The organism is Streptomyces sp. NPDC059909 (assembly GCF_042730885.1).
Lineage (GTDB): Bacteria > Actinomycetota > Actinomycetes > Streptomycetales > Streptomycetaceae > Streptomyces.
Genome location: NZ_JBHWKX010000033.1, coordinates 11,953 through 36,385 on the forward strand (window position 1 = coordinate 11,953; position 24,433 = coordinate 36,385).

A 24,433-nucleotide genomic window follows, 5' to 3' on the forward strand; every position below is an offset into this window, starting at 1 on the left:
CGCTCAGGCCGTCTGCGTGTCGGCGGCGGAGGTGTCGATCTTCTTCGGGCTACGCGGGGCGGCGGCCTTGCGGCCCCGGATCTTCGGCGCGGGACGCCAGGCCGCGAGCTGCTCGGCGGTCAGCCCGCGCTTGGTGCGCTCGGTGTCCAGGAACGTCCCGAACTCCTCGGCGGCGTTGCCGCCCCACTCCTGATCGTCGGTGCCGAACCACTGGCGCACCCACGGCATCAGCTCGGCCAGCCCCGCGAGCAGCGGCGCTATTCGGTCGTTGTCCCAGCTCAGCTGGGAGGCGCGGTCCTTGACGAGGTTCACCAAGGCCTGGGCCTGGTCGCGGTGGTCCCAGCCGGCCCAGCCGAGCAGCAGAGTGGGGTCGGCATCGGGGTTGGCGCCCGGGTAGGAGACAAACCGCTCCTTGGGGACGTCGAGCTTGCCGCGATTGGACCAGTACGAGGTCTTGGCGAAGTCGGCGGAGGAGTACTTCGGCGGGACCGGGATGTTCAGACGCTCGCCGGTCGCGTCCTCCTCGCGCTGGAGGTCCCAGACCTCCTCCCACTGGGCGCGCTTGCGCAGGCCGGTGTCCTTGTAGCGGAGAGCAGCAAGATAGGGGACGTGCTCGGAGTCGAGCACCTCGGCCAAGACCGCTTCGAGCGGCAGGTCACGCTTGCCGAGATGGTCGGCGGCATAGAGCGCGGCGACGGCTGACACGTCGGGGTCGAGCTTGGCGAGCTCATCGGCAAGCTGGCTAATCGTGTGCGGAAGAGGCTGCTCGAAACCGTCGCGAAGCGCGAACCACAGGCGGCGATCCTCAGCGCGCTCGAGCAACCAGGTACGGAGGGCTTCCTTCTCTCGCTTCTCCCACGGCTCGGACGCCCAGCGACGCTTGCACTCCGGCCGCTCAATCAGTCCAATGTCTTGGCGCTTCTCGATCACGTCGATGCGGTGCTGAATGATGGCGCGGTACCAAGCGGGCCAGCCGGTGGGGATTTCCGTCGTCGGCGTCGAGTGATGACGGCTAAACCACGCAGACTCCGCCTGTCCCGCGGCGACCTTGCGCGCGAGGACGATCTCGAACGCACGCTCACCCAGCTTGACGGGCGGGAGGGCGTCGAGGTCAGGGACAGTGAAACGCTGACCGTTTGTCCCGTTCAACTGGACCAGGCCGTAAGCACCATAGACCTCCCAGTCGAGCTCCTCCTGCAGCGCAATCATGCGCTCACGGGTGGCGGTGTAGGCCGCGCGGGCGGCGTCAAGGCGGTCACGGGTAGGGATGGCATCACCCGCAGAGACAGCGGAAGGCTCATGCGTGGCAAGTTCCTGGGCGGCGACGTCTAGGGCGCGACCGAGCACGAGGGGAAGCCTGGCAGGGAGCGGGAACTCCTGAAGCTTGGTCCCGGTGAACTCATAGAAGTCCTCCCAAGGCACAGCCGTGGTCCGCGCGCCCTTGCTATCTGCGCCGCTGCCCTTGTTGTGACACACCTGCTTCAACCAGAAGCACGCCGTCGACGAGTTGAGCACCGCCAACAGCTTCAGATGCTCATCTTCTCCGGCTCCCTCCGGCAACTTGATCACCGGCGCGGACTGCTTGAAGACTTTCCCACCCCGGTCCAGCACAAAGTGGTTGTGCGTCGCCACAAACGCGTAGGTAATGAACCAAGGATGCCCTCCTGGATCGGACGTGAGCTGATGCCATTCGTACCAGGGACGCCCGTCACTGAAATATGTCCCCTTTGAGAAAGTTGCCCGGTTCCCCATTGTGGTACGGCAAGGCCATAGCCAACGTTGAGCCAGTCCGGTCTGCTCAATACCGATCAACTTGAGTGCATCGCTATAAGGAAAGAAACCGTAGGTGTCGCCGCTTTCGATCCAATCACGAATTTCATCTCCGAGCAGGAGCTTTCGAATTGATGTCGTGTCTCCGATACGACGAGTCCAAGCCAACCTCGGAGCCAGCATCACATCGTCTGCATTCGTCATGCCGAAGACGCCCAGGCGCTTCGCTATTGAATTTAGCGGGCGCGTCTCAGAATTCAATACTTCTGTCAGTTCAGCGGCTCCACCACCGCTCACGGACCACGGGTGGCTGGCGAAGCGGACGCGCTCAGCATCCTCAACCGACACCCAGTCCGAGTCACTCCCCGGCTTTCCCACCTGTTCAACAATCGCTCGCCACACCAGCCCTTGGGCCGCGTTTTCTGGCTGCGACGGCTCGCCGCGCACACCCAGCACCGCCCGAACCGGCTCACTCCTTCGCGGGAAGTGATTGCGTCCAACCAGGATCACTGTAGGCGTTCCGTGTCCCGGAATGTATGCGCCTGAGGTGTCTACGATGTGGGTCAGGTGAACGCCAACCCGTTCGCTGACGAAGAACTCCTCAATCAGCTTCTTTCCGAACTCGCGCTTCATGAACGAGTTCGCTGTTATCTGCCCGACATGACCCGCCGCCCGATCTGATCCACCGGCCCGAATCGCAAGCTGGAACAATCGTTCAACGAACGGCACCGAGAGAGCATACTTGCCTGAACATGATCTATACGCCCGGTAGTTCTCGTTCTCCTGCTTGTCCTTCACCGTGATGTACGGCGGGTTCCCCACGACCACGTGGTAGGTCGACACGCCCAGCAGATCGCACCGGTTCACGTATTCCTTGACGTCTTCTGTCCTGTAGGCGAACGCCTCGCCGTCTGATAGCAGGTCTCCCTGGATGCCCGCCGCGCCCCGTCCGTGCAGCAGCGAGTCACCCGCCGCCACGTTGATCGGGAAGGACGGAGCCTGGTCGAGCCGCTTCGCTTTGCCTGCCTGCAGCGCTGCGATCAGCAGCCGGAAGCGGGCGATCGATACCGCGAACGGGTTTTTGTCGCAGCCGTGCACCGAATCCGACGTGCGCCGGATCAGCTCCCAGACGTCGGTGCCAGGCTCGGCCTGTTTCCACTTCACGAGCAGTCGCTTGAACGTGCCCAGCAGGAAGTGCCCCGACCCGCATGCCGGGTCGATCGTTCGCAGACCCTTGCGTATCTCGCCGTCCTCGCCGATGACCGTCTCTGGCTCAAGCCCGAACTCCCGAACCGCTGGCTCCAGCGTCAGGTCGAGGATGAACTCCTCCACGAACTCCGGCGTCTGCAGCAGCGCGTACGTCTTCCGCGCGTGCTCGCTCAAGTCCTGATACAGGTCCCCCAGGAACCGCGTGCTCCACCCCTCATGCTCGACGACGCCGTCCTGGCCCACGACCGGCTCGTCGGTGAAGTTGTGCACGATTTCACCGTCCGGCCCACGCCGCCGCCAAAACTTCAGCAGCGCGCTCGCCGCCTCATATGACGGCGCAAGCTCCCACAGCGGGTTGTGTGCGCGGTCGAACAGTCCGGCCACCGCCGGGTTGGTTGCAGCCAGCGACTCGAATGAGTGCACCAGCCAGTCGCGGTCGTTCTTCTCCGGGTTCAGCCGGAAGAACTCTGTGTCGCGGTCTTCGGCGTCCTTCAGGCGCTCGCCCGGGCCAGCCAGGAACGGGTCGGCGATCAACCGGTTGTCCTCGCAGAAACGGACGAACACGCATGCCAGCACCCACGCTGCCGCGACCTGTGTGATCCGTTCTTCCCGCCACGTCTCGTACGTCGCGCCCGTGCGCTTGGCCTCGCGCGCTTGCGTGTACTCGGCCTCCAGCTTGGCCTTGTATTCCGTCACGGCCTCGCTACGCGCCCGCAGGTCGTCCTCAAGCGTCTTCACCTGCTTGCGCAGGTCCTTCAGCAGCTCAGTTTGGTTCACGCTACGCCCAGCCACTTGCCCGCCCCTCTTCGTCTCCATTGACCACGGCAGCAACACCAACCCCCCGGGTGGTGGTCGCTCAGCCGACCAGCGGTTCCGCCGCAGCCGCCCTCAAGGTGTCGAGGAACGATCGCTCCAGCACCACCCGCTCGGCTTCCCCTAGGACTTCCACGGTGCGTCGGTCGAGGTGGGAGGCTCCGCGTGGGGACTCCGACGGGCACAGCAGCCACAGGCCGTGCGGGCTCGCCCCGCCCCGGCGAGCGGCGTTTTGCAGGTTGACGAGGATGTCGCGTCCGCCCGCCTCCCAGTACCGCGCCAGCAGGCCGGCTGCGTGTATGAACACCACTTCGCCCTGCCGCCCTCGCGCGGTCTCCGCGATCCGCTCGCCGACGCGGGGCCACACCCGCGAGACGTACGAGCGCAGGCCGCCGGGCAGCTCGCCCGAGCGCGTGAAGGTGGTGTCCGCGCCGAGCACCTTCGTCCAGTCCGTCCCGCGTTCGCCCGCGAGTGCCCGGAACTCCGCCAGGAACACCTGGGCGAGGTTCACCGGTACTACCGGGAAGGCCCCGGCTACTACTTCCGACGTGCCCGCGAGGTACTTGAGGTGCACGTTCAGGGCCACGAAGCCGCCGCGCTCGACCGCACCTCGCAGCTTTCCCGCCAGCAGTGCGTCGGGGTCGCGTCCGGCCGCTGCCGCACCGAGCGCGGCGCCGCCGGCGGCGGTCACCGTGCCCGTGGACGTCCCGCTGCGCAGCTGGGTTCCGTTCACCGAGGGTGCGGGCGGCCGGAAGCAGTGCGCGGCGGTGTCGTACTCCAGCGGGAAGTCCGCCTTCTTCAGTGCGTCCTCGACCGTGACGTGGGTGGGCGCGCCGAAATCCAGCTCGGGGAAGCGGTAGCGGACCTTGGCGAGCAGGTCCTCGACCGTGATGCCCAAGTCGCGCCGGACGCCCGCCGGGGCCTGGGAGATACGCAGTGCCCGGTCCAGGGCGAGGTCGCGTGGATAGAGCTCCAGCCTGGGCGACGCCGCCGCCTTCGACGCGACCGCCGCCGCCAGGGCGACCAGGCGGGTCTCGGCGAGCGGCGCCATGCCCTCAGGAGTGGGGACGGCGCGCAGGTCGCGCACGACCGAGGCACGGCCCGGCAGGGGGTCGGAGGCCGCCAGTTCGTCGGCCTTCGCGCCCAGCCTGGCGGCGTAGTCGGCCAGGTCGGGGGCGCTGGGTGCGTCCGACCCGGGGAGTGACTCCAGGGCGATGAGGACTCGCTCGCCGCGGCGCAGCACGGCCAGCCGCGGCTGGTGTTCCTCGTCCCGGCCGTCGGGAAGGGCTTCGGCCTCCACGGCGGCGCGGACGACGGCGAGCGCCTTGGCCAGGGTCCGCCCCGGGGTGTCGGCACCGGCGCCGTGTCTGACGCGGAGTTCGACGGCGAGTTCCTGGGCGGTCATCACGCGGCCGCCCGCGTCTAGGACGGCGACGAGCTCGTCGCGTATGTGCTGCAACCACCCGGTCGCCGCCCACTCCTTGATGGCGGCGACGTGGTGCCGCGAGACGGTGGGCTGCGCGGTTTTCAGGGCGCCAGCGATGGCGACCTGGGTGGGCCAGGGCGGCAGCTTTCCCTCCCACGGCTCAGGCTCGGGGCCCTCGCCCGGCAGGCCGAGGGTCGCGCGCAGCACCTCAGACTTGTTGGAGTTGGCGCGGGTAGGGCCGGGGGCGAGCAGTGAGGCGAGCTGGTCGACGGACCCGCGGGCGGTCATCTGGTCGACGACCTGCGCGTCCGTCTCGGAGGTCGCAGCGGCCGACTTCCCGGACAGGCTCGCGGCCTTGGAGGCCATGCCTGTCTGCCGCGCCGCTGCTCGTGCCGCCTCTGGTGTGGCTTTGCGGCGCAGCGCCGCCGTCCACTGCTTATGCCGACGCTTCAGCTCGTTGCGGATGAGTACACCCGCGCCCCGAGCCTGGGAGAAACGGTGCAGCGGCACGGCCACCAGTTCGCCGACCGTGCTTGCGCCCAGGCCGGCGGCGACGGCGACAGCCCGCGGGGACAGTCCGGCGGCGATCAGCTCTGTCTTCCCTTCGGCCGCCAGTGCCGCCGCGTCCCGGATCTCCTGCAGGGTGTCGGCGTCCGTTGTGGCCGTGGCAGGGGTGGTGGCGGGCGGTACGGCGTCAGCATGGGTGAACAGCTCCCGCCAGGCCGCGCTCATCTGCTTGAGGGAGTCGAAGCGGCGGGCGATATCGCGGTGCAGGGCGCGGGAAAAGAATCCGGTCAGACCCTCGCGCAGGCCGGGCTCGAACAGGTCCTCGGCCAGTGCCGGGTGCTCGTCGCTGGTCGTGCGCGGGTCGCCGGTACCGTCGCCCCAGACGGGGCGCTCGCCGCTGGCCATCTCATGCAGAGCGACGGCGGCGGCGTAGTGCTCGGCGTAGTCGTCGTACTCGCGGCGGTGTCCGTGGTCGAGGAAGGGGTCCAGATAGCCCTTCGTGCCCGCCTTGAGGTCGCGGTCGGGGACGTCGGCCAGGGAGAAGTCGAACAGCATCAGGTGCTCGCGGCCGTCCGCGCCGCGCTGGACACCAAGGTTGTCGGGTTTGATGTCGCGGTGGCGGACGCCCTTGGCGGTGAGCTCCTCCAGAGCCTTGAAGAGGTCCTCGCCGAAGCTCTCCAGGTCGTCGTAGGTGAGGCGGCCCTGGCCGCGCAGGCGCTGGGCGAGCGACTGCTCGCCGGCGTACTCCAACTCCAGGACGGTCCGCCCGCCCAGCGTTCGCGGACCGTCGAGCAGCCGGACGATGCGGCCGCCACCGACCTGCTTGAGTGCCGCTGCCTCGGCATGCAGCCGGGCGTCCTTCTCGGCATCCAGGGAGACCTTGAGCACGCGGGGCTGCGGTGCCCCTGCTCCGATCTCGGGGTCGCCCTGCACGAGCAGGGCGCGGGCCGTCGCGCCACTGCCCAGTACCCGCACGACGGTCCACTCGGCGTCGAGGGCCTGGCCGGGAGTGGCGGTGAGCGGGTCGGTCTCGACTGTGGCTGCCTGGGAGTTGACGTCCTGCTCAGCTGCGTCGAGCTGCTTGAGGAAGGCATCGACGGATGCCAGACGGTCGGCGGCGTCGCCGCGGGTGGCCTGGTAGACGAGTTCGTCCAGGGAAGCAGCGATGCTGTCGCTGACTGCGTACGGGTGCAGGCCGCCGTCGGCACCCAGCCGGGCCATCAGCGCGCTGCGCCGGGCGGCGGGGGCGGTGCCGGTGAGAATGAGGTAGGCGACCGCGCCCAGGCCGAAGACGTCGAGTTCAACGGGGTCGGCATACTCCTCGTCGAAGCCCGGGGCAAGGTACACCTCGGCCGTGTCCTGGATGTGCTCCCCGCCGAGCGGACTGTTGCCCAGCGATCTGAGCGAGGTGGCTTCGAAGTCGCGCGCGGCGCTCTGCCAGTCGGTGATCCGCAGAACCGGCTGCTCGCCATCCGGCCGCGCGGTGACATAGATCGATCGGGCGGCCAACGCACGGTGGTAGAGGCTGCGACGGTGGGCGTAGCGCAGCGCATCCGCGAGCTGGCGGACCATGTTGCGCCGGGTCTCGTCGGTGAGCCGGGCGCCGTGTGCGGCGAGGTAGTCGTCCAGCCGCAGGTCGTCGTGGCGGTGCCGGAAGAGGATGGCCGGTCCGCCCTGGTGCCCGCGGAAGTCGACGGCCTGGGCAATGCCAGGGTGCGCGATGCCCTGAAGGACCTGGTACTCGCGCAGCGCGGCGCGCTCGGTGGAGCGACGGGCCGCCTCGGTGGCTTGCAGCTCTACCAAGTAGACACGGACCCGGCCCTCCTCGTGAACCAGGCCCTCGCGCTTGGCGAGGCGGTCCTCCCAGCCGTCGCCGGCATCCAAAAGGCGCGGCGCCAGGCGCCAATCACCAAAATCAAGGTGCGCGGTGGAGGCCCGGACACCGATCTTGCGCATCAGCTCGTCGAGGTGACGCGCGAACTCCGCGGTGACGCGCTGCTCCTCCCGCTGCGGGGGCGCGTTGAGCAGATCCTGCCAGATGCTGGGCAGGCCGCTGGCGCTGCCGTCGCGACCGTAGACACGGATGCGCTGGACCTCGTCGAGCTGGCTGACCAGCCCGGGGTCAGAGAGGAAGACGGCAGGCTCGACGCGCGGGATGCGCAAGCGCGGGTAGAGCTTACGGGCCGCCCACTCCAGCTGTCCCTTGAGCTCCTTGGACTTGAGGTCGGTCAGATGCAGGGGGTTGGATATCGTGCGGAGCTTGTCGCTGCCCCGGAACGACCAGGTGGAGCCGTTGTTGACGAGGCGTCCGGGGTGGGCCTTGAGCTCCACCAGGAATAGGCCACGCGGGACGGCAATGAACAGGTCGCACTCATTGACACGCCCGGAGGACGCGGTGAAAGAGAACGTGGCCCAGGCACGGTAGGGCTCAGTCTGCGGCATGAGCCGCTTGATGTGGTCGAGAGCGTCCTGCTCCCAGGGGAAGGGCGAGGTGCGAGTCTGGTGCCATCGCTGGACTCTGGGCGGTGCGGGCTTGGGTGCTGGCTTCGGTTGGGGGGATGCCGCTCCGTTGGCTGCCGCCACCGACGTTCACCGCGCCTTTCCATGTCCTGTTTGCTGAACCCGGTCGCAGGGCCTTCAAGCAGCCTGATTGTGGGGTAATGCCCGCCTTGCCCAAGTCGACCACCGTATTATCACCATGCTTTCCCACCATGCCAGTTCGGGGGGCCGATGCAGAGAGGGTGGGGGCTCATGGGTGCGACCATTCAAGTCTTTTGGAGAGTGCTTCGAACCTCGGCGAGGGAGCATCACCGAGTCTCACTATCAGGGCGGATAGTGTGAAGATCGTAGTAGATCTGTGTGACCTGCGGCAGGGGGGTCTCCCGTAGGAGTGCTGGCGAAGTTCCTGCCGGTGAACCTGCGTCCCAGGCGTGACGCGAGCTCGGCACCGAGGTGCTCACGCCTCTACGTCGGTTCCGTTCAGGTCTCTCCTGTTGGCACCGGGTGGAGGCCCTTGCGGTGGGGCATGACCGGGGTCGACGATCATCAGCATCCAGCGCCGCCGTGCGGCAGAAGAACCGGGAGTATCGCGGGTGTACCCGGATGAGGCATACACCGGTGTAGCCGGGGCGACAGATGAAGATCCGGTCCTGGGCGAGGTCGCACGGCGCTGGCCGGACTGGCGCGACGAAACCTCCGTGCCGCTGGGGGCCCTCCTGGCGCTCACCGTGGCGCTGCGGGCCACCGAGGCCTGGAGCACTACCCAAATCAACAACCTGACGAACCGCCTCACGGCATACGGCACCGGCCGGCGACCCAGCTCCCTCGACCTCACGCACACCACCCGGCAACTCCTGGACCATGTGCGTCGCCGCCCCTCCCCGGCACTGCTGCGTCCAGTGCTGTCCGCCCGCCGGGATGAACTGCTCAACTCCTGGCTCAAGCAGCGCGGTGAGGTGCCTGACGCCGCCACTCCCTGGGGGCCTGCCGACCGGCTGTCGATGCCGGACCCTCATCCGGCCGCCGACCGAGCGCTGACCGGACTGTTCTCCGCACTCTCCCGCTCGGAACCCGAACCACCGACCGTGCCGTCCCTGGGAGCCAGCCAGCCCGGCGCGCCCTGGCACGGCCAGGACGGCCACAGATATCCCAAGGCGCCAGCCTGGATGAGCCACAACCTGCTACTCAGCGGCGAGGACCAAGGTCGCCGCACCCTCGGCACCCTCCCGTGGTGGTACGCGACGGTCACGACCCCCGACGAACGCTTCGCCATCTGGCAACCACGCGACACCCGTGCCCTGGAACACCTGGTGTCCTTCACCCTGCACCAAGAGCAATTCGCCGCCTTCATCGCCACCTTCCCGCCGCCGCGCCTGCAGCGGGGGGAACGCCGACGCCCCGCTCAGGCGCCCGTGTCCTTCACCTTCACCTACGACCTCGCCGAGCCCTGGGACACCGCACAGCTCGCGCTCGTCGTCCGCTCCGGCTGCGCCCGCCTCGACGTCCTTCACTTGGCCGACGAGGACACGGCACCGGACGTGCGCCGCACCCTTCTGCTGCAGGTGCCGGAGGCGGAACTGGTCGTGGCCCGTCAAGCGCTGGACGATGCCCTCGCCGCCCACCGGTCCGTGGACTTCACCCGCCTGCTGCCCCCACGCGCCGACGCGGTGGCCGTGTTCCGCCGCGTGGAGCGTCTCCGCTCCCAGGATCTCGGCGAGACCCTGGACCTCCTCCTGCCCAACCGCATTCCGCGACCCCGGCTCAAGGCCCTGCGCCACCTGGAGAAGCTGCGGGTGGAGCGAGCCGAGCTGCGCCGCACCCGCAGGCCCGTGCCTGCCCGGCTCCGGCATCAGCTATGGCTGGCCGGCCTGGCGGCTCGCGCACAGGACCTTTCCACCGGCCTCGTCCCGGACCGGCTCGCGGACGAGCTCGCCGTCCTCGGCGGCGACGACCGCGCCTTCGTCCACGTGCTGACCGGCCCCGAAGGACCTGCCGTCCTATGGGCCCGTACGGACGCGGGCCACGCCCGCACCCACCTGCGACCGATCCACGGCATCGACCTCGAGAAGTTCGCGGACCTCACCGTCCGCTGGGTGCGCTCCGACCAACCAGAGGACCTGCGACGCCTCCTTGACGGGCTCTTGGCCCCGTTCGCCGAGACCATCACCGCCGCCCTGCGGGAGGAAGGAGTACGCCGTGCGGTTCTGTGCCCCTCGGGCCTGTTCTCGCTGCTGCCGCTCCACGCCGTGCCCGTGCCCTCCCTGGGGCCCGACCTTCTCCTGGGCGACTGCTTTGACGTGACGTACGCGCCGTCGCTGGCCGCCCTGGCCGCACTGGAACACCGCCCGCTCCTGCTCCCGGGCGGCCCCGCCTTCCTCGCCCACGCGGACGAGAACGACCTACCCGCACTGCCCAGGGAAGCGCGGGTACTCAGACGGCTCTACGGGGACACGCTCACCTCGTACACGGACGGACGCGCCGTCCCCGCCGAGCTGTTCCGGCAAGGTCGCACCGCCGACGTGCTCCATGTATCCGGACACGGCGATGTCCACGCCGACGCGTACGCGACCGGTATCAGGCTCTCCCCCCGGCTCCCGGCGACGGAAGGCCCCGACGGAGAGCGCGGACAGGAGCCGGACACCTACGGGGGGCGGCTCACCCTTGGCCGGATACTCAAAGACGGCGACTTCGACACAGTTCGCCTCGCGATCCTCGCCACCTGCGACTCCGGCACCCACACCCTGACCCGGCCGGCCCTTCCGCGCGTCCGCACCCTCGACACAGCCCTCATCGCCCGCGGGGTGCGTGCCGTCGTCTCGACCCTGTGGCCGCTCTCGGACGCGGTCTGCCCGGTATTCACCGCCGTCCTCCACGCCCACCTCAAGGACGAGGCCACGACCCCGGGCGAGGCCTTCCGCGAGGCCGTCCGTTACCTCCGCGACGAGCAGTGGGAGCGCACACCGCAGAGCGAGGCGCTGTACGAGGCCGAGGACGCCCTGTCGGCCGCCGACCCGGAGTGGCGGGCACGCATCAGGCGCTTCCGCGCACGAAAAGGCTCGGAGTGGGCCAAGCAGTGGGCGCTATGGAAGGCCAGCGGCGTGCTGTGGTAAACGGCCGCAGCACACGCGCTGGCTCCCACGCCCGCGAGGAAGCCAGCCACCGGTGGAAGGCTGTTTGGGGTCAAGTCGCGTGCTTTTGAGGGGCTGTACCATTTCACTGCCGATGAGGGACAGCTGGCCATCATCCGCACCGGGACCCTTCTGCCGACGACTGACGCGATGCGGCAGATGCTGCAGACGCAGGAGAGCGTGGTGCTCTGCGCATGCCTTACTGATATCTCGACACCCAGCGGCCCTCTCGGCCCCTCGGCATGAACAAGTGCACGCCGCCCTTGCACAAGCCCTACTGCACTGATCGGCGCCTGAGCCCCGGCGTGCTCAAAGCCGCCTGGGCATGCCGGAAGGTCAACGCCTGCGCCAGGGGGTGAGGGAGTCGAGGTGCGTTCGCACCGCCTTGAGGTAGGCCTGTTCGTACGGTTTCAGCGAACTGAGGTCGATCACGGTCGGGGGAATGTTCATGGCGTCGTCGGAGGTGATGGGCGGGGCCCGCCATGCGTCGTGCATGGCCTTGCCCGCGGTCTGCCGCATGCGCTGCAGGAGCTCGGCGTAGGCTGCCCCGACTATCTCGGACTCGACGGCTGTCCAGGCCTGGTGATAGGCGAGCTTGGCCTGGATGTCGCGCAGGCTTTCGGAGATCCGGATCCGTTCCTCGGCCGCTTGGTCGCGGCGCCGTCGACGTATGGCGTAGGGGAGTTCGTTGTAAGCGCTGTAGGCGGCGAACGCATCGGCGAAGGCGGTGGACAGCCGGTTGCGTTCTTCTTCTCGCGACTTACGTCGGGCCTGCCAGATGGTGATGGCGGCCGTGATCAGAGCCGCGAGGACGACCCCGGACAGGACCGTAGCCGTCAGGGCACTGACAGCGGAGGCCGGTGCCGGCGCGGGAGAGGGGGTCAACCGGTCTCCTCCCTCGAGCTGTTACGGGGCGTGCGGCCCGTGCGGCGCTTCCTGCCCAGGCCACTCGCCGGTGAGCCGCCACCATTCTTCGCGTAGCAGGTGCGCCACCACCAGCCCCAAAAGCGCTGCCGGCCCGTTCTTCAGGGTCCAGCGCCGTTCGACGGGATCATAGGGGTACCACATGCACAAGGAGCCGTCGGCGTAGCGATGCGGTGACTCTGCCGGCCCGTCCGTGTAGACGTGCGGCACTTCGGGCACTGCGCGGCCGAACACGATCGTGACGATTTGCGCAGGCAGATCCTCCACGTGCAGTCGGACGCGGAGCGCGAAGCCGCCCCGGTACCTTTGCGGCGGCTTAACTGCCCGGACGTGCTGCTGGGCACAGGCGGCGAGCTGCCGCTGGAAGAGAATGCGGGAGGCCGGCCTGGTGTACCAGGCCGGCATGCGCCAGGCCGGCCGTTGCGTCACTTGCCGTACTCCTGGTCGCCGTAGGCCCGGGTGGCGGGCACCGCGGCCGCCGGGCCTGCCAGGCCCAGCATGGCGGTCGACACCGGAGCAGCCCCGCGCAGAAGGGCGGCCTTGCCCGCCAGGCCGCTCGCGGCCGGGGCCTGCACGTAGTGGCGGAAGACGCGGGACAGCGCCGTCAGGACCGCCTCGCGGTCATCGTCGTGCTCCAGTGCCTCGGTCAGTGCTTCGGCGGCCATCCGCAGCCGCTTCTCCGCTTGGGAGCGGCCGATGAGCAGGCGCACGTTCGGTGACACTCCGGCCGGGTCAGGGGTGGCGTCACCGGCGCGCACCCGGGCAGCAGCCTGCGTGAGCACGGTGCTGAGCGCGACGGCCATCCCCATGCCCGGCTCGATGAACTCCCAGGCCCACACAGTGAGATTGTGTGAGGAGAACCCCGGCTCGTCCCACTGCTTGTTCCACGCCTTCAGCAGGCGCACCACGCGCCGGCGGGTGCGCTTGTGCGACTCGCTTCCCGAGGTGAACAGTTCCACGTGCTTCTCTGGGTCGGAGGCTTCCCACCGGTTGGTGTGCAGGTTGGGTATCCACAGGCCGGAACCCTCCTTCCGGGTCAGCGCGACGACCAGATCCACCGTCGGGTCCTGCCCGTTCACCGGCCGCGCAAAGGAGATCTTCGGCCCGCGCTTGGAGGTCCCGCAGCGGGCGCCGGGGTAGACCTCGCGCACCGCTGGCCCAAGCAAGGCACACAGCTCGGCGGCGATCTTCGCGGGCGTCTGCCCGCCACCGTCCGGGCCGAGTTCGGGATAGAAACGCCGGTCGAGGACGAGGCCGCCGTCGCCATCGCCGACCGGGTGGATGAAGGTGTGCTGGGCCAGCGACCCGCTTCGGTAGGTATACCGCGCGCCGTGAAAGGTGTCGGCGATGGAGCGGGCCAGCTCGAGACGGACGCGGGCCTCTTTCAGGGGTTCGGGCTGGGCGTCGATCTGGCTGCGCACCTCGTTGAGGATGGTCTCGGTATGTCCCATGGCCGTCTCCGTTCGGGTCTCGGCACTTGGCGCCGCTGTCGCCGCTCGGATTGGCCGGGCGGGAGCCGCCGCCTTCTGGCGGCTCACCCTTCTCTGACGTCACACCGGTGAGATCGTCCGGTCTGCCGCCTCTGTGTTCTCTCCGGGCACGCCTGATGCCTGGTCAGAAGCAGTCGCGGCAGGTCGAGCTGGCTCCGTCGAACCGTACGGGGGCCAGGAGCAGGAAACACTGGTCGCACGTGCGGTCCCGCTGCGTGCGAGCTACCGCACAACCGCAGTGACCCTCCGCGCAGCGCGGCTCGCCACAGTCGGGGCAGACCGACTCGAAGACCTGAAACGTCTCCTGGCAGGTCTCGCAGGTCCACCAAGAGCGGAAGAGGGAACGGCCCGAGCCCGGGCGTGCAGCGGTCAGCTTGCGCCAGGCCACGTTGTCTTTGGCGAGCACCGCGACCAGATAGTTCTCGTCGAACCACGCGGCCTGCCCGTACAGCAGATCGCTGCGGTCGCCGGAGCGCTGCAGTACGTAGGTGGCGTCCCGTGCGTGGGTGCTCCGGGTCTGCAGTGCTGCGGCGATCAGCGGCGTCGTGGACTGATCGCTGCCTCGGGCAGGAGGGATCAGACCGGGCGATGCGGCGAACAGGACCCGGCCCGCCGCGTCCAGCAGTACGACGGCACCTCCGCCGGGCAGATACTCCGAGGCCCGCACGCAGCATGCTTCCCGGGATGCCTGCGAGGCGTGGAACATCTCCACCACGTCCGTCGCGGTGGGGCCGCTGCGACGCATGGTGTTCCCGATGTACTCCTCGGGGACCAGGACGCGGGCGGCAAACGCGTCACAGGCCGCCTCCTCAAAGGCTTCGGAGTCCTGCCAGTCGAAGGTGTTGCCGCCCAGGACTTCATCGGTCTTCTGCAGGTGATGTCCCAGCTCGTGTAAGGCTGTGAAGCTGCGGCGGCGGGTTGACCGTGCCGCGCCCACGAAGAGCGTCGGCGGCACCGTCTGGTGCTGGTAACTCCCGGCGACCGAGCATCGATCGCCGTCGCCGCTCTCGGGCGTCAAGGACACCTGTACTTCGTCCCAGCGGTCTAGCTCGGCCAGCGGCTCGGCACGCAGTCTGGCCAGTGAGCCGGGACGCCACCGCTCTAGGACCGCGAGCATCGCTTCAGCCTGCAGAGGCGCCTCCGCCCTGAAGCGGCCCCGGATCACCGGCCCTCCGCAGTGCTTTCCCGGCCGAGGATGCACTGGCGCAGCCGCGCTCCCCAGTCGGTGGTTCCGCCAGTCTCCCGCGCTGCGAGAGTGAACGCGTCGTAGCTGCCCGAGACGCGGGCCTCGGCCTCGCTCATCCGTAGTTCCTTTGCGCGACGGACCCACACGGCCCGCAGCCGGGGGTGTTCGGCTTCCACCGCCAACTCGACAGGCAGAGGCTGGACCGCGCCGGCAATCGTCTGCGCGGGCAGCCCAGTGACTTCGGCGATCGCGGCGACCTGCCCCGGCTGCAGCGGAACCTTCCCCCGGACAAGGTTCATTACCTCCGCCTGAGGCAATCCCAGCGTTCTCATCAACGCTGCGAGATCCAGCCGGCCCTTGAGCAGCGCCGCCAGGTCGCGCGTCCTCGTACCCGACTCCTGTACCGGCAGACGAGGCGCGCCGCGCAAGAACCGGAGATTGTCGGCGAGTTCCGCCCGCACCTCAGCACTGGGATCAAAGGTCGAAAGAACCGCCTGGCCCCCGCGCGTACGCTCCGGCACTGGCCCCGGCTGGCCGAGCACGGCCTGCACGGTCCACTCCACGATTTCGTCACCCCACGCATCGACCACTCGGTCAAGAACGCCCAGGCCGACGTGGTCGGCGAGGCTCACCCACACCGTGGCATCGACGCCAAATGCCGTGCCTGCCCCGTCCACCACCAGGGCACCCCCCTCCTCACCCGGCGGTTCGACGGTCACCGGAACCACGTGGACTTCGCGCGTTTCGACGGCAAGCACCAAGACCAAGACGCTGACGTCCTCCCAGCGCGCCCGCCATACCTGACCGACCGAGACGTCCGTCTGATCCGGGGCGCCGAACCGGAGGCGCAATCCCGCCTCGGACAGAGCGTGAGGACCCCTCGCCTGCCGGGCCAGGTCCCTAAGACGCTGCGGCACCACTTGATCACCCATGGTCTCCTCCCGCGTCATGTGATCGAGAAGGTCTACACCAGAGACTGACGGCACACCGCACCAGGTGTCCGGCTGCGCCCCTCCTCACAGCGTCTCGGCAGGCCCACCACACAACCGGATCACCTCCATGCCCACCGCACGCATGTCCTCGCCCTCGCCGATGAGCTGCGCCAGTTTCTCCCTCAAGCGCTTCGCATGGTGATAAGCCTGACTGCGGCCACAGCCGATCATTTCCTGGATACCCGCCGGGTCGTCAAGCAGCGGGGTCATCCGCCGTTCCAGAGGGCTGAGCATGCCGACAATGGCCGCAGCGTCCGCAGCGGCCTGAACCTCTTCCTCGTGCGCCAAGACGGCCTGCTCCGGTGTGGGCGACTGAGCAGCCGGCTCGGGCCCGGAAACCGCATCGAGCGGTACGACCACCGGATCCAGCACGACCGGGAAACGCGCAGCGAGCACTTCGCACAGCTGCGACACCAGAAGCGAACTGCCGGCCGCGGACAGCACCGCACGCAGCAGGACGACCTTGGAGACGCGATCTGCAACGGGGGCCCGCCGCTTCGCGCTGGACCACTGAGGAATCCTCACGTTCGGCACCGAACGAGCAGCCTCGACCAAGTTGCTCACTACCCCCGACCAGGGGGCTGCGCCGCTGCCTGCCAGTCTCCAGCGACCCTCACCCGCCTCCCCGGCAGGCACCTGCTCAAAGTCCTCCTCAGCCGCCAGTACTTTCTCCAGACTGCGTCCCAGGGCAACGAGACCTGTCTTACGGGCCTGATCGGTCAGCCAGCGTTGGAGCGACTTTCGCAGCAGGCGCCCCACGAAGGCATCGTTCGTGGCCTGAGCCAGCAGCATCACCGTGACCTGCTTGCCCTTCTGAACGAGGAAATCTGCAGTGAGATCTTCCAAGTCGGCCGCCTGCCATCCTCCCGGTGGGGCCAGAACTGGAAGCTTACGGGCCTCTTCGCGGACGATGCCAAGGATCAACTGCAGGCATGCGTGGCCCATTTCACCGGAATCCTGCAGTTCGCCGAACGCAGAAATAGCCAAACCCCCTTCAACCCCAGGCTGCTCCCCGCCGCGCCGCCCGAAGGCACTCTTGACCGCAAGGATGCACAGCCTGCGACTGAGCGATGATCCGTTAGGTTGCAGGCCACGGAGAGGGTTCACTCAAATGGATTAATGGAAGGAGAGCAACCTCGGCATGCGGACTTTCGTGCTGCCAAGTCGGCGCCTGCGCCTGTACGCCGCTGGGCATCAGCCGGCGGCTTTGGAGTTGGTCAACGCGGACCGGCTCCCCGGCAGCAGCCACTGCTGCGCGGGCACCAGGGTGTCCCATCCGGCGCGCTGAGTCTGTGCCCAGTGGCCGATGTCCTCGCCCTGGAGGATGAGCAGGCCACTCTCCTCGGGCAGGGTTCCTCCGCCGGCCAGGTGGGTGCGGGCGAGGTGGAAGTAGCGCTGCCAGGCGATCGGCCAGCTAGGGCACCAGGCCGGGTCGATGTCGTCCAGCTCCCCCTGCTCGCCGACGACCTGCGTCCCCCCGCCGATCCATACATGGTGCACCGTTTGAGGAGCGCCGTGCCCAGGCCGCGACTGCGGGCCGTTGGCGGGCAACCGGCGTTTGCCCTGTTGCGCACGAGTGCGGTGCTTTCGTTTTGAAGGCTGTCGTGATCGCTGCCGATGACGACGTACTGCTGGTGCAAGAGTTGTTGCAAGCTTTCGTTTGCGTATGCGGCGCCATGGAGGGGGTTCGTGGGTTTGGTGGCTTTTCTGATGGGCATGGGGTGGTCCTGCGGGGGTGTGCGATTGGAAAGCTGTGGGATGCTTTCTCGGTTTGAGGGAACGGGGGAGAGCGGTAAATGGCCGCGATGCAGCTGACACGCACGCACCGCATACTCATCGGGGTCGTCGTGGCCGGCGCGGTGATCATCGCCGCGATCGGTTTCGCCGGGTCCTACGCCGCCGTGCGCGAGCTCGCCGAGCAGAAGGGCTTCGGCGACTTCTCCCTGGTCTTCCCCATCGGCATCGACGCGGGCATCTGTGTGCTGCTCGCCCTCGACCTGCTGCTGACCTGGATCCGAATCCCCTTCCCGCTGCTGCGCCAGACGGCGTGGCTGCTGACGGCGGCGACGATCGCGTTCAACGGCGCCGCCGCCTGGCCCGACCCGCTCGGCGTCGGCATGCACGCCGTCATCCCGGTGCTCTTCGTGGTCTCCGTCGAGGCCGCCCGGCATGCGGTCGGCCGGATCGCGGACATCACGGCGGACAAGCACATGGAGGGCGTGCGGCTCACCCGCTGGCTGCTCTCGCCGGTGCCGACGTTCCGGCTGTGGCGGCGGATGAAGCTGTGGGAACTGCGCAGTTACGAGCAGGTCATCAAGCTGGAGCAGGACCGGCTGATCTACCAGGCCCGGCTCCAGGCCCGCTTCGGGCGCGCGTGGCGGCGCAAGGCGCCCATCGAGGCCCTGATGCCGCTGCGGCTCGCGAAGTACGGCGTTCCGCTGGCCAAGACGGCGCCCGCCGGTCTCGCCGCTGCCGGGATCGACGCGCCTGTGCTGTTCCTCAGTGCGCAACGTGACGACACCACGACGTCCATCCCGGCCGCCGCGAGCAGAGTGCAGCTTGCGGTAGCAGAGGAGACTCCGGCACTGAGCGGCACCCAGGAGCCGCTCCCAGCGGACCAGCTCGGGGCCCAGGAAACCCTCGGTACCGAACACGAGCTGTTCTACTTGCCGCAGAATCCTCAGCGCACGCAACACAATGCCCACGACGGCACAGATGACCCCACAGGCGACGAAACCGCCGAGGCAGCCGACAGCGATCTGGGCGAGACCTGGGAGGAGTTCCTCTACCGGGCCTGGTACGAGTACGCCGACGCTTACGGTCAGTTCCCTGCCACCGGTCACTTCGCCACGTACCTGGCCGAGCGGCACGGCATCACCGACGCCGATGGACGTCCGCTCTCCGCCGATGTACTGGACGCGAGCGTTCAGGCCCTGTGGCGGCAGGAGTTCCAGGGCTCCGCTCCAGGCTCTGCGCCGGCGGACACGGACGTCGAAGAGCAGGCCGAACCGGAGCCTTCAGTCGCCGAGCCGCCAGCCTTGGCGGGCGCAGTGCCTGCGCAGACGGCCCGCGGCCCGAAGATCGATGCCAGCATCGACGACCCGGCCACCAGCGACGTGGGGGCGGGCAGCGCACTGTCCAAGGTCGACAGGTACTTCCTCGCCTGGCGCGAGTACCGGCAGCAGCACGGCGGCGAACCAACCGACAAGGGCCTGTCCGCCTACCTCGCCGAGAAAGGCGTGCTCGGCCGCGGCCAGCGTCCGGTCAGCCCGAGCACCCTGCGCCGCTACTTCCTGCCCTTCCGCCTCTACAGTGTCTGGGCCGAGCACCGGATGCGCGGCGACCACCCCTCGACCGAGACAGTCGCGCAGGACTGCGCAGCCCGCGGGATCACCGCCCAGTACAACGAAACCATCACCGCCGCCGACATCACGGCGCAGGCAGAGGACTTCGAGCGCCGCTGGCAAGCCCTCACCCTCCACCACGCCATCGCCAACCGCTGACCTTCCCCCGATGTGCATCGTGCGCATCAGCCTCTCCGGAGGCGCGCCCACCCATACGCGATCACGCAAACCCCTGATCAGATGCACATTTCGCAGCTAGCAGTGATCACTGCGCAGACATGCGCACCGCGTCGCGACGCAGCGGGCAGCACCGGTTGTTCCGCCGAGGAGGGACCCATGCGCGCACTGCGCATCGATCCGAACACCAGCGTTACCGAGCTCTTACTGCCAGACGAGGATGCGCGTCGGGCCATCAGTGACCAGCTCGGCTCGGCGGGAGCCGTCGACCGTTCACCACCAGCGGGCCGTCCTGCACATCCACGGTGAGGGCCGGGTGATCGGACTCGAAGAGAACCTCGCCGCATGGGCTCTGGCCAGCGTATGGCGCGGCATTGCCCTGTACCCGCTGCACGGACCCATCGTCATCACCGGACGCGCCCGGGGCGGGGGAGAGGTAACTCTCGACGACGATCTCGCGCAGCACGCCCATACGGTTGAGTAGACGGTGCGGGAGACACTGAACGAGTGGCTGACACGCCGACCGGCGACCAAACCAGGCGGCCATCAATGAACTCCTGGCGTACGCGGCCCGCGATGTCGCCCCCAGTCGCTAGCGCGCGGTTGCGCGGCCCGTGCGTTGCGCGCCGATTTGCTACAGGGCTTGGTTCATCCCGGAGCTGTTGAGCAGGTCGTTGATGAGCTGCTCGGTCTCCATTTCCAGTGAGCAGTCCAAGGCGCGGTTGATCTGCTGGAGCCGGGTGATGGCGGTGTGCAGTCCGGACCTGTTGCCGGCCGAGTGCTCGACGCGGAACCAGTCGCGATAGAGCAGCTCGGCGCTGTCGTCGACGTCAAGTCCCGTCGCGATGGCCTGCCGGGCTGCCGTGAGGTCGTGATGCGGGCCAACGGCCGTGCGGTACGTGGCCACCGTGTGGGCGACGTCGATGATCCGGGTCGTCATCTCCTGCTGGTAGGGCTCGGCCCAGGGCAGCGGACGGGTTCCGAAGGGGCGCCCCCGCACCATGCCGAGTGCCTTTTCCAGGTCGGGAAGGCCGGCCGGACCCTGTGGCAGGGCATGTTCGGCGAGCTGGGTGAACCGTGTCCAGTCGCACCGCACGCTCTGGGAGATGCGGTAGGGGTCGTCCCCGGTTTGGCGCCTTGGTACATACGGCGTGCCGGACGGGTCGTTGCCCAGGGCGCGGCGCAGCCCTTGCATGCGGGCGTTGAGGGTGTCCTTGGACCAGGGGTTGTTGGGGTCCATGTCGGCGCACAGCACGTCGGCGCTGCGGCCGGGGCGGAAGTACAGCAGCGCGGCGAGCTGGGCCTGACGCGGGCCGTGACCGGTGGTGGCGACTCCGGTCACTTCCACCGGACCGAGGACCCGGATCTCCGGTGCGTGCAGGTCCTGCGCCTCACCCTCGTTGCCCGTGCCCTCGTCGGCCGAGGGCCTCGCAGCCCTTTCGCGGCAGGGCTCCGTCGCCGAGGCCTGTTCCATCGCGCCCGTGCGGAGTTCTTCCTCGGGCTTGGCATGGGCATCAGCCGCCGCCGGAGCCACGGGCAGCAGACGGAGACCGGCAGGATCGGTTGATGCGGCGAGCAGTGCCGGGAATACCTCGCCGTCGCCCGTGTCCGCCGTAGCCAGCGATGCAGACTCTGTCGTGTCGGTGACGGGCAATTCCGAGTTGGTCTCCGCCCGCGATTCGGGCACTCGTTTGGTGTCCGGCTCGTCCGGCACCTCCTGCCAGGGCCCCTCGGCCGGGTCGGCTGGCTGCCCGGAGACGGCCAGCGCTGTGGTGATCTGCTGGTAGGCGGCGTGTTCCAGACGCTGGAGGGTGATGTCGGCGCCGACGTGGTCGAGTTGCTGAGGCTCAGCGAGCGAGGCGTTGAGGATCTCCGCGTCGGGGAAGTGTGCTGCTGCCGCGTTTGCCGGGGCGATCAGGGTGACGGGGACGCGGCCGGCCTTGTCGATGAGGTCGGCGAACTGCCAGGCGACATCGGCATCCAGCATGGACGCGCACAACAGGAGGTACGGCTGGGCGTCGGCTTCGGGGTCCTGGTGGGCTTCCAGCAGCCGTTCGGTCAGGTCCCGTAGGGCGTGTGCGGGCTGGCGCATGTGCGCGATCCGGGAGGTGGGCAGTAACCGGGGGAGATCTTCGCCGAATCCGACGGTGACGACCTCGACCTTCGCCGCCCAGGGGCTCATCCCGAGCTCCAGGGCGATGGAGGTGCACACTTCGGTGATGTGCACGGTGTTGCCGTCCAGCAGCAGGGCCTGCAGCTGTGCCAGGTTGAGCAGCAGCAGCTCGCCTTTCTCGGTGCTGCCCACGGTGACCAGCTCCGGATACGGGGCGGGTGTGTTGCGTGCCGTCTCGTCGTCCAGGAGTGGGGCGTCGGCGGGCAGGGTCCACCAGCCGCCCTGCCCGGCGGCGAAGGGCGTCTGCGGCTCCTGCGTGGGATCCTCGGGCAGGGCCTCGAGGGAGCGGGCGCCGATCCGCGCGGCCCGCAACTTCGGCAGGTGCCGTTCGTCGTCGTTGGCTACCTGGTGAGCCAGGGTCCGCAGGGCCACGTCGAGGCGGGCCGCGCCGGTCGGCTCGGCGGCCGCGGCCAGCTGAGCCTCAGCTGTGGAGGTCTCGGGTGCGATCGCGATCTTTTCGCCGGGCTTGCGGCGTCGGCGCTGCAGCAGTCTGCGCAAGGCGAGTGCGCCGGTGACGGCAGCGGCAAGGAGCGCACCGGCGCCGAGGACGGTGCGCAGCTGCAGCGGATGGCTGGCCGACGATGATGCGGGTGCCTCGGATGCTTCGGGCGATGCGGCGGTGGGGGAGGGGCGCGCCGTCGAAGGCTCAGCCGACTCGTGCTGAGCGGATGGCGACGCGGCAGAGGCACTGGCGCTGGGCCGCGGCGACGGCGCGGTCGTTGTGCCCTGGCCAGGCTGGGTCAGCCGGCTGGTCGGCTCTGCAGGTGCGGGGGACTCTGGCGCGGGAGCGGTGGGACGGTTCGGGGCGGGCGCCTGTGCTTCGCCGTTGTCTCCGCCCGGCTTTCGCTTTCCGCCGGGCTCCTCCGCGGTTGGGGGAGTGGGCTGCTCGCGGCTTTCCTCGTTCTCCCGGTCGGTCTCCTGGGGTGCATCGTGCCGGTCGGGCTGCGTGGCGGCGGGCACGGTGACCTGCTGCCCCGGGTAGATCACATCCGGGTCGGTGATCTCAGGCAGCCCGTGCGGTTGCGGCTTGCCCTTGCTGGCCTTGAACAGTTCGGGCCACTCGGCGTCGTCGCCGAGCTCCTCCTGAGCAATCTTCGACAGGTAGTCGCCGGGCTTCACGATGACCACCTGCTCGCTGGCCGCGGGCGAGGTGCTGCTGTCTCCGAGCTGGGTACGGACGTCTCCTGCCCGGGCGGCACCCGTGTCACCGGGATTTGCGGCGGTGGGCAGGCGCAACCGCCACCCTGGCTGCAGGAAGCTGTTGGACCGGAACGTCTGGCCGTCGACCATGGTGCGGTCCTCGTTCAGCGCGGCGATGTCCCGCCATCGCTCGCCGTCGCCCAACTCCCGCTCGGCGATGCTCCACAGGCTCTCCGCCGGCCGGACATCGCGCACCGTGTACGTACTGGTCTCGCTGGTGCCGGCGGCAGCGGTCGCCTGATCGGCATCGGCCCGCGGCGCCTGAGCCTGCTCGGGCAAGCGGGCGGCTGCCTGGACCGAGGCGGCGTGGGCAGGGGTGGCCAGAGCCGAGCTGGCGGGCAGCAGCACCAGGATGCTGCCGATCAGTGCGGCCGCCGCGCGCTGCGAGGCACCCAGTCCGCGCGGGGCGTGCCAGGTCCGGCCGCGCAGCTGCGCGACCAACTCCCGTCCAGCGCAGAATGTGAACTGGGCCCAGCCGATCCAGCCGACGGCGACGAGAAGCACCAGGAACGCGGCGCCGGTGTCCTGCCGGTCCAGCAAATGCATCAGGTCGTCGTGGCTGGTCGCCCACACCACAGGAGTGGCCCAGGCCAGCAGCAGGGGCAGCCCGGCGACCAGGCTCGCCAGGACGAGCACGCTGAGCACGGCCTTGAGCACCCTGATCAGGGTGGGGCCGGCGGCGGGGGAGTGGCTGGTGTGCATCAGGGTCCTTCGGGAGCGGTGACGCCGTGCAGGAGGATGGCCTTGCCGTGTCCGGTCACCGGCAGCGAGCCGGTGCCGACCACCGGCAGAAACTTCGTGGCGTAGGAGCCCGTCGTGGTGACGGTGAGCGTCTTGCCGTCGGCGGACACCGTGACGGTGCCCGCGACGCCGGCGGAGCGCAGATAGGCCTGGGCCGCGGCCTGCGCGGCCTGCGGGCCGACGGCGATCGCCGTTCCGGGGATGGCTTGGGCCGGGTCGATGGCCTGCCCGCCCGCTCTGGCGGCCTCGGTGGCGATGTAGTCGGCGCGCTCCGTGGCGCGGAGTTTGCCACCGCCGTCGACGGCCAGGCCGATGATGCCGATCAGCGCGACAACGCACACGGCGACGAACACGGCGACGCCACCACGGTCATCGAGCCGACCCCGCCCGGGGCGCATCCAGATGGCGGCCATCAGTCCCCCCGTTGCCGGTACTGATCGACGACCGACGTCGCGGTCGATTCCAAGGTGCGGGCCCCGGGCACGCCGGGCAGCAGCAGATCCGCAAGGTTGACCGTGCAGCGCACGGTCACGGTCACGGTCGCCACCTGCCCGACCGGCACGTTCACCCCGCTCGCGTTCACGTTCACGCTGCTGGAAGCACACCGGATGCCCTGGTCGTCCAGTGACTCAGCGGCCGCCGCATGCGCGGCGTCCGAAGCAGCACCCGCCGTGCGGTGAATGGACGCCTCCCGCGCGGCATCCTCGGCTGCTGCGTCGATCTTCGAGCCAGACAGGGCCAGGCGGCCGCCCGCGATCGCCAGACAGACGAACATGATCAGCGGCGGGATGATGATGGCAGCCTCGATCGCTGTGCTGCCCGAGTCTTTCCGGGCCCAACGCCGCATCCTGCTC

Annotated in this window: 15 protein-coding genes; 3 read left to right on the forward strand and 12 right to left on the reverse strand. The window is 68.9% G+C overall.

Going from position 1 to position 24,433, the window contains the following annotated elements:
- Positions 1-3: 3 nt before the first annotated feature.
- Positions 4-3,756, reverse strand: a complete 3,753-nt coding sequence (gene pglX / locus ACFV9O_RS22435; protein ID WP_385420523.1) for a BREX-2 system adenine-specific DNA-methyltransferase PglX — start codon at positions 3,754-3,756, stop codon at positions 4-6.
- A 79-nt stretch (positions 3,757-3,835) separates the two neighbouring features.
- Positions 3,836-8,308, reverse strand: a complete 4,473-nt coding sequence (gene pglW, locus ACFV9O_RS22440; protein ID WP_385420524.1) for a BREX system serine/threonine kinase PglW — start codon at positions 8,306-8,308, stop codon at positions 3,836-3,838.
- Between the two features lie 614 nt (positions 8,309-8,922).
- Here pglW and ACFV9O_RS22445 point away from each other — a divergent pair.
- On the forward strand, positions 8,923-11,334 hold the full coding sequence (locus ACFV9O_RS22445; RefSeq protein ID WP_385420525.1) for a CHAT domain-containing protein: 2,412 nt from the start codon (positions 8,923-8,925) through the stop codon (positions 11,332-11,334).
- Positions 11,335-11,688: 354 nt separating this feature from the next.
- On the opposite strand, the gene ACFV9O_RS22450 is transcribed toward ACFV9O_RS22445, so the two are convergent.
- The 7 genes from ACFV9O_RS22450 to ACFV9O_RS22480 form a co-directional block, all read right to left on the reverse strand.
- A complete protein-coding gene (locus ACFV9O_RS22450; RefSeq protein WP_385420527.1) occupies positions 11,689-12,237 on the reverse strand; it encodes a hypothetical protein in 549 nt (182 codons plus the stop codon).
- Between the two features lie 21 nt (positions 12,238-12,258).
- On the reverse strand, positions 12,259-12,705 hold the full coding sequence (locus ACFV9O_RS22455; RefSeq protein WP_385420528.1) for a hypothetical protein: 447 nt from the start codon (positions 12,703-12,705) through the stop codon (positions 12,259-12,261).
- Positions 12,702-13,727 (reverse strand): hypothetical protein, encoded by a 1,026-nt coding sequence (locus ACFV9O_RS22460; protein WP_385420530.1) that lies wholly within the window; start codon positions 13,725-13,727, stop codon positions 12,702-12,704. Before ACFV9O_RS22460 ends, ACFV9O_RS22455 begins: the two co-directional genes overlap by 4 nt.
- A gap of 163 nt (positions 13,728-13,890) precedes the next feature.
- Complete coding sequence (locus ACFV9O_RS22465) at positions 13,891-14,883, reverse strand: ImmA/IrrE family metallo-endopeptidase (RefSeq protein ID WP_385420532.1); 993 nt, start codon at positions 14,881-14,883, stop codon at positions 13,891-13,893.
- Between the two features lie 44 nt (positions 14,884-14,927).
- A complete protein-coding gene (locus ACFV9O_RS22470; protein WP_385420533.1) occupies positions 14,928-15,713 on the reverse strand; it encodes a hypothetical protein in 786 nt (261 codons plus the stop codon).
- Positions 15,714-15,968: 255 nt separating this feature from the next.
- Positions 15,969-16,931: a hypothetical protein gene (locus ACFV9O_RS22475; RefSeq protein WP_385420535.1), complete on the reverse strand. Its 963-nt coding sequence runs from the start codon at positions 16,929-16,931 to the stop codon at positions 15,969-15,971.
- Positions 16,932-17,138: 207 nt separating this feature from the next.
- Entirely contained in the window at positions 17,139-17,444 is a 306-nt protein-coding gene (locus tag ACFV9O_RS22480) for a hypothetical protein (RefSeq protein ID WP_385420536.1), read from the reverse strand.
- 296 nt (positions 17,445-17,740) lie between these two features.
- Between ACFV9O_RS22480 and ACFV9O_RS22485 the strand changes: the two genes are divergently transcribed.
- Positions 17,741-19,447: a DUF2637 domain-containing protein gene (locus ACFV9O_RS22485; RefSeq protein ID WP_385420538.1), complete on the forward strand. Its 1,707-nt coding sequence runs from the start codon at positions 17,741-17,743 to the stop codon at positions 19,445-19,447.
- 256 nt (positions 19,448-19,703) lie between these two features.
- Positions 19,704-19,949, forward strand: a complete 246-nt coding sequence (locus ACFV9O_RS22490) for a hypothetical protein (protein WP_385420540.1) — start codon at positions 19,704-19,706, stop codon at positions 19,947-19,949.
- A gap of 150 nt (positions 19,950-20,099) precedes the next feature.
- Here ACFV9O_RS22490 and ACFV9O_RS22495 read toward each other — a convergent pair whose 3' ends face one another.
- The 3 genes from ACFV9O_RS22495 to ACFV9O_RS22505 are packed head-to-tail and all read right to left on the reverse strand — an operon-like array spanning position 20,100 to position 24,426.
- Positions 20,100-23,540 carry a hypothetical protein gene (locus ACFV9O_RS22495; protein ID WP_385420542.1) on the reverse strand — a complete coding sequence of 1,147 codons (3,441 nt, stop codon included), beginning with the start codon at positions 23,538-23,540 and terminating at the stop codon, positions 20,100-20,102.
- A complete protein-coding gene (locus tag ACFV9O_RS22500) occupies positions 23,540-23,992 on the reverse strand; it encodes a pilus assembly protein TadG-related protein (protein WP_385420544.1) in 453 nt (150 codons plus the stop codon). Before ACFV9O_RS22500 ends, ACFV9O_RS22495 begins: the two co-directional genes overlap by 1 nt.
- Positions 23,992-24,426: a TadE/TadG family type IV pilus assembly protein gene (locus tag ACFV9O_RS22505; protein ID WP_385420641.1), complete on the reverse strand. Its 435-nt coding sequence runs from the start codon at positions 24,424-24,426 to the stop codon at positions 23,992-23,994. The genes ACFV9O_RS22500 and ACFV9O_RS22505 overlap by 1 nt, the downstream gene beginning before the upstream one ends.
- Positions 24,427-24,433: the final 7 nt, after the last annotated feature.

Excerpts from the sequence above, each read along its gene's own strand:
- ACFV9O_RS22500 (WP_385420544.1), bottom strand. The coding sequence starts at position 23,992 with ATGGCCGCCATCTGGATGCGCCCCGGGCGGGGTCGGCTCGATGACCGT.
- ACFV9O_RS22460 (WP_385420530.1), bottom strand. The coding sequence starts at position 13,727 with ATGGGACATACCGAGACCATCCTCAACGAGGTGCGCAGCCAGATCGAC.
- ACFV9O_RS22505 (WP_385420641.1), bottom strand. The coding sequence starts at position 24,426 with ATGCGGCGTTGGGCCCGGAAAGACTCGGGCAGCACAGCGATCGAGGCT.
- ACFV9O_RS22465 (WP_385420532.1), bottom strand. The coding sequence starts at position 14,883 with ATGCTCGCGGTCCTAGAGCGGTGGCGTCCCGGCTCACTGGCCAGACTG.
- ACFV9O_RS22485 (WP_385420538.1), top strand. The coding sequence starts at position 17,741 with ATGGCCGCGATGCAGCTGACACGCACGCACCGCATACTCATCGGGGTC.
- ACFV9O_RS22495 (WP_385420542.1), bottom strand. The coding sequence starts at position 23,540 with ATGCACACCAGCCACTCCCCCGCCGCCGGCCCCACCCTGATCAGGGTG.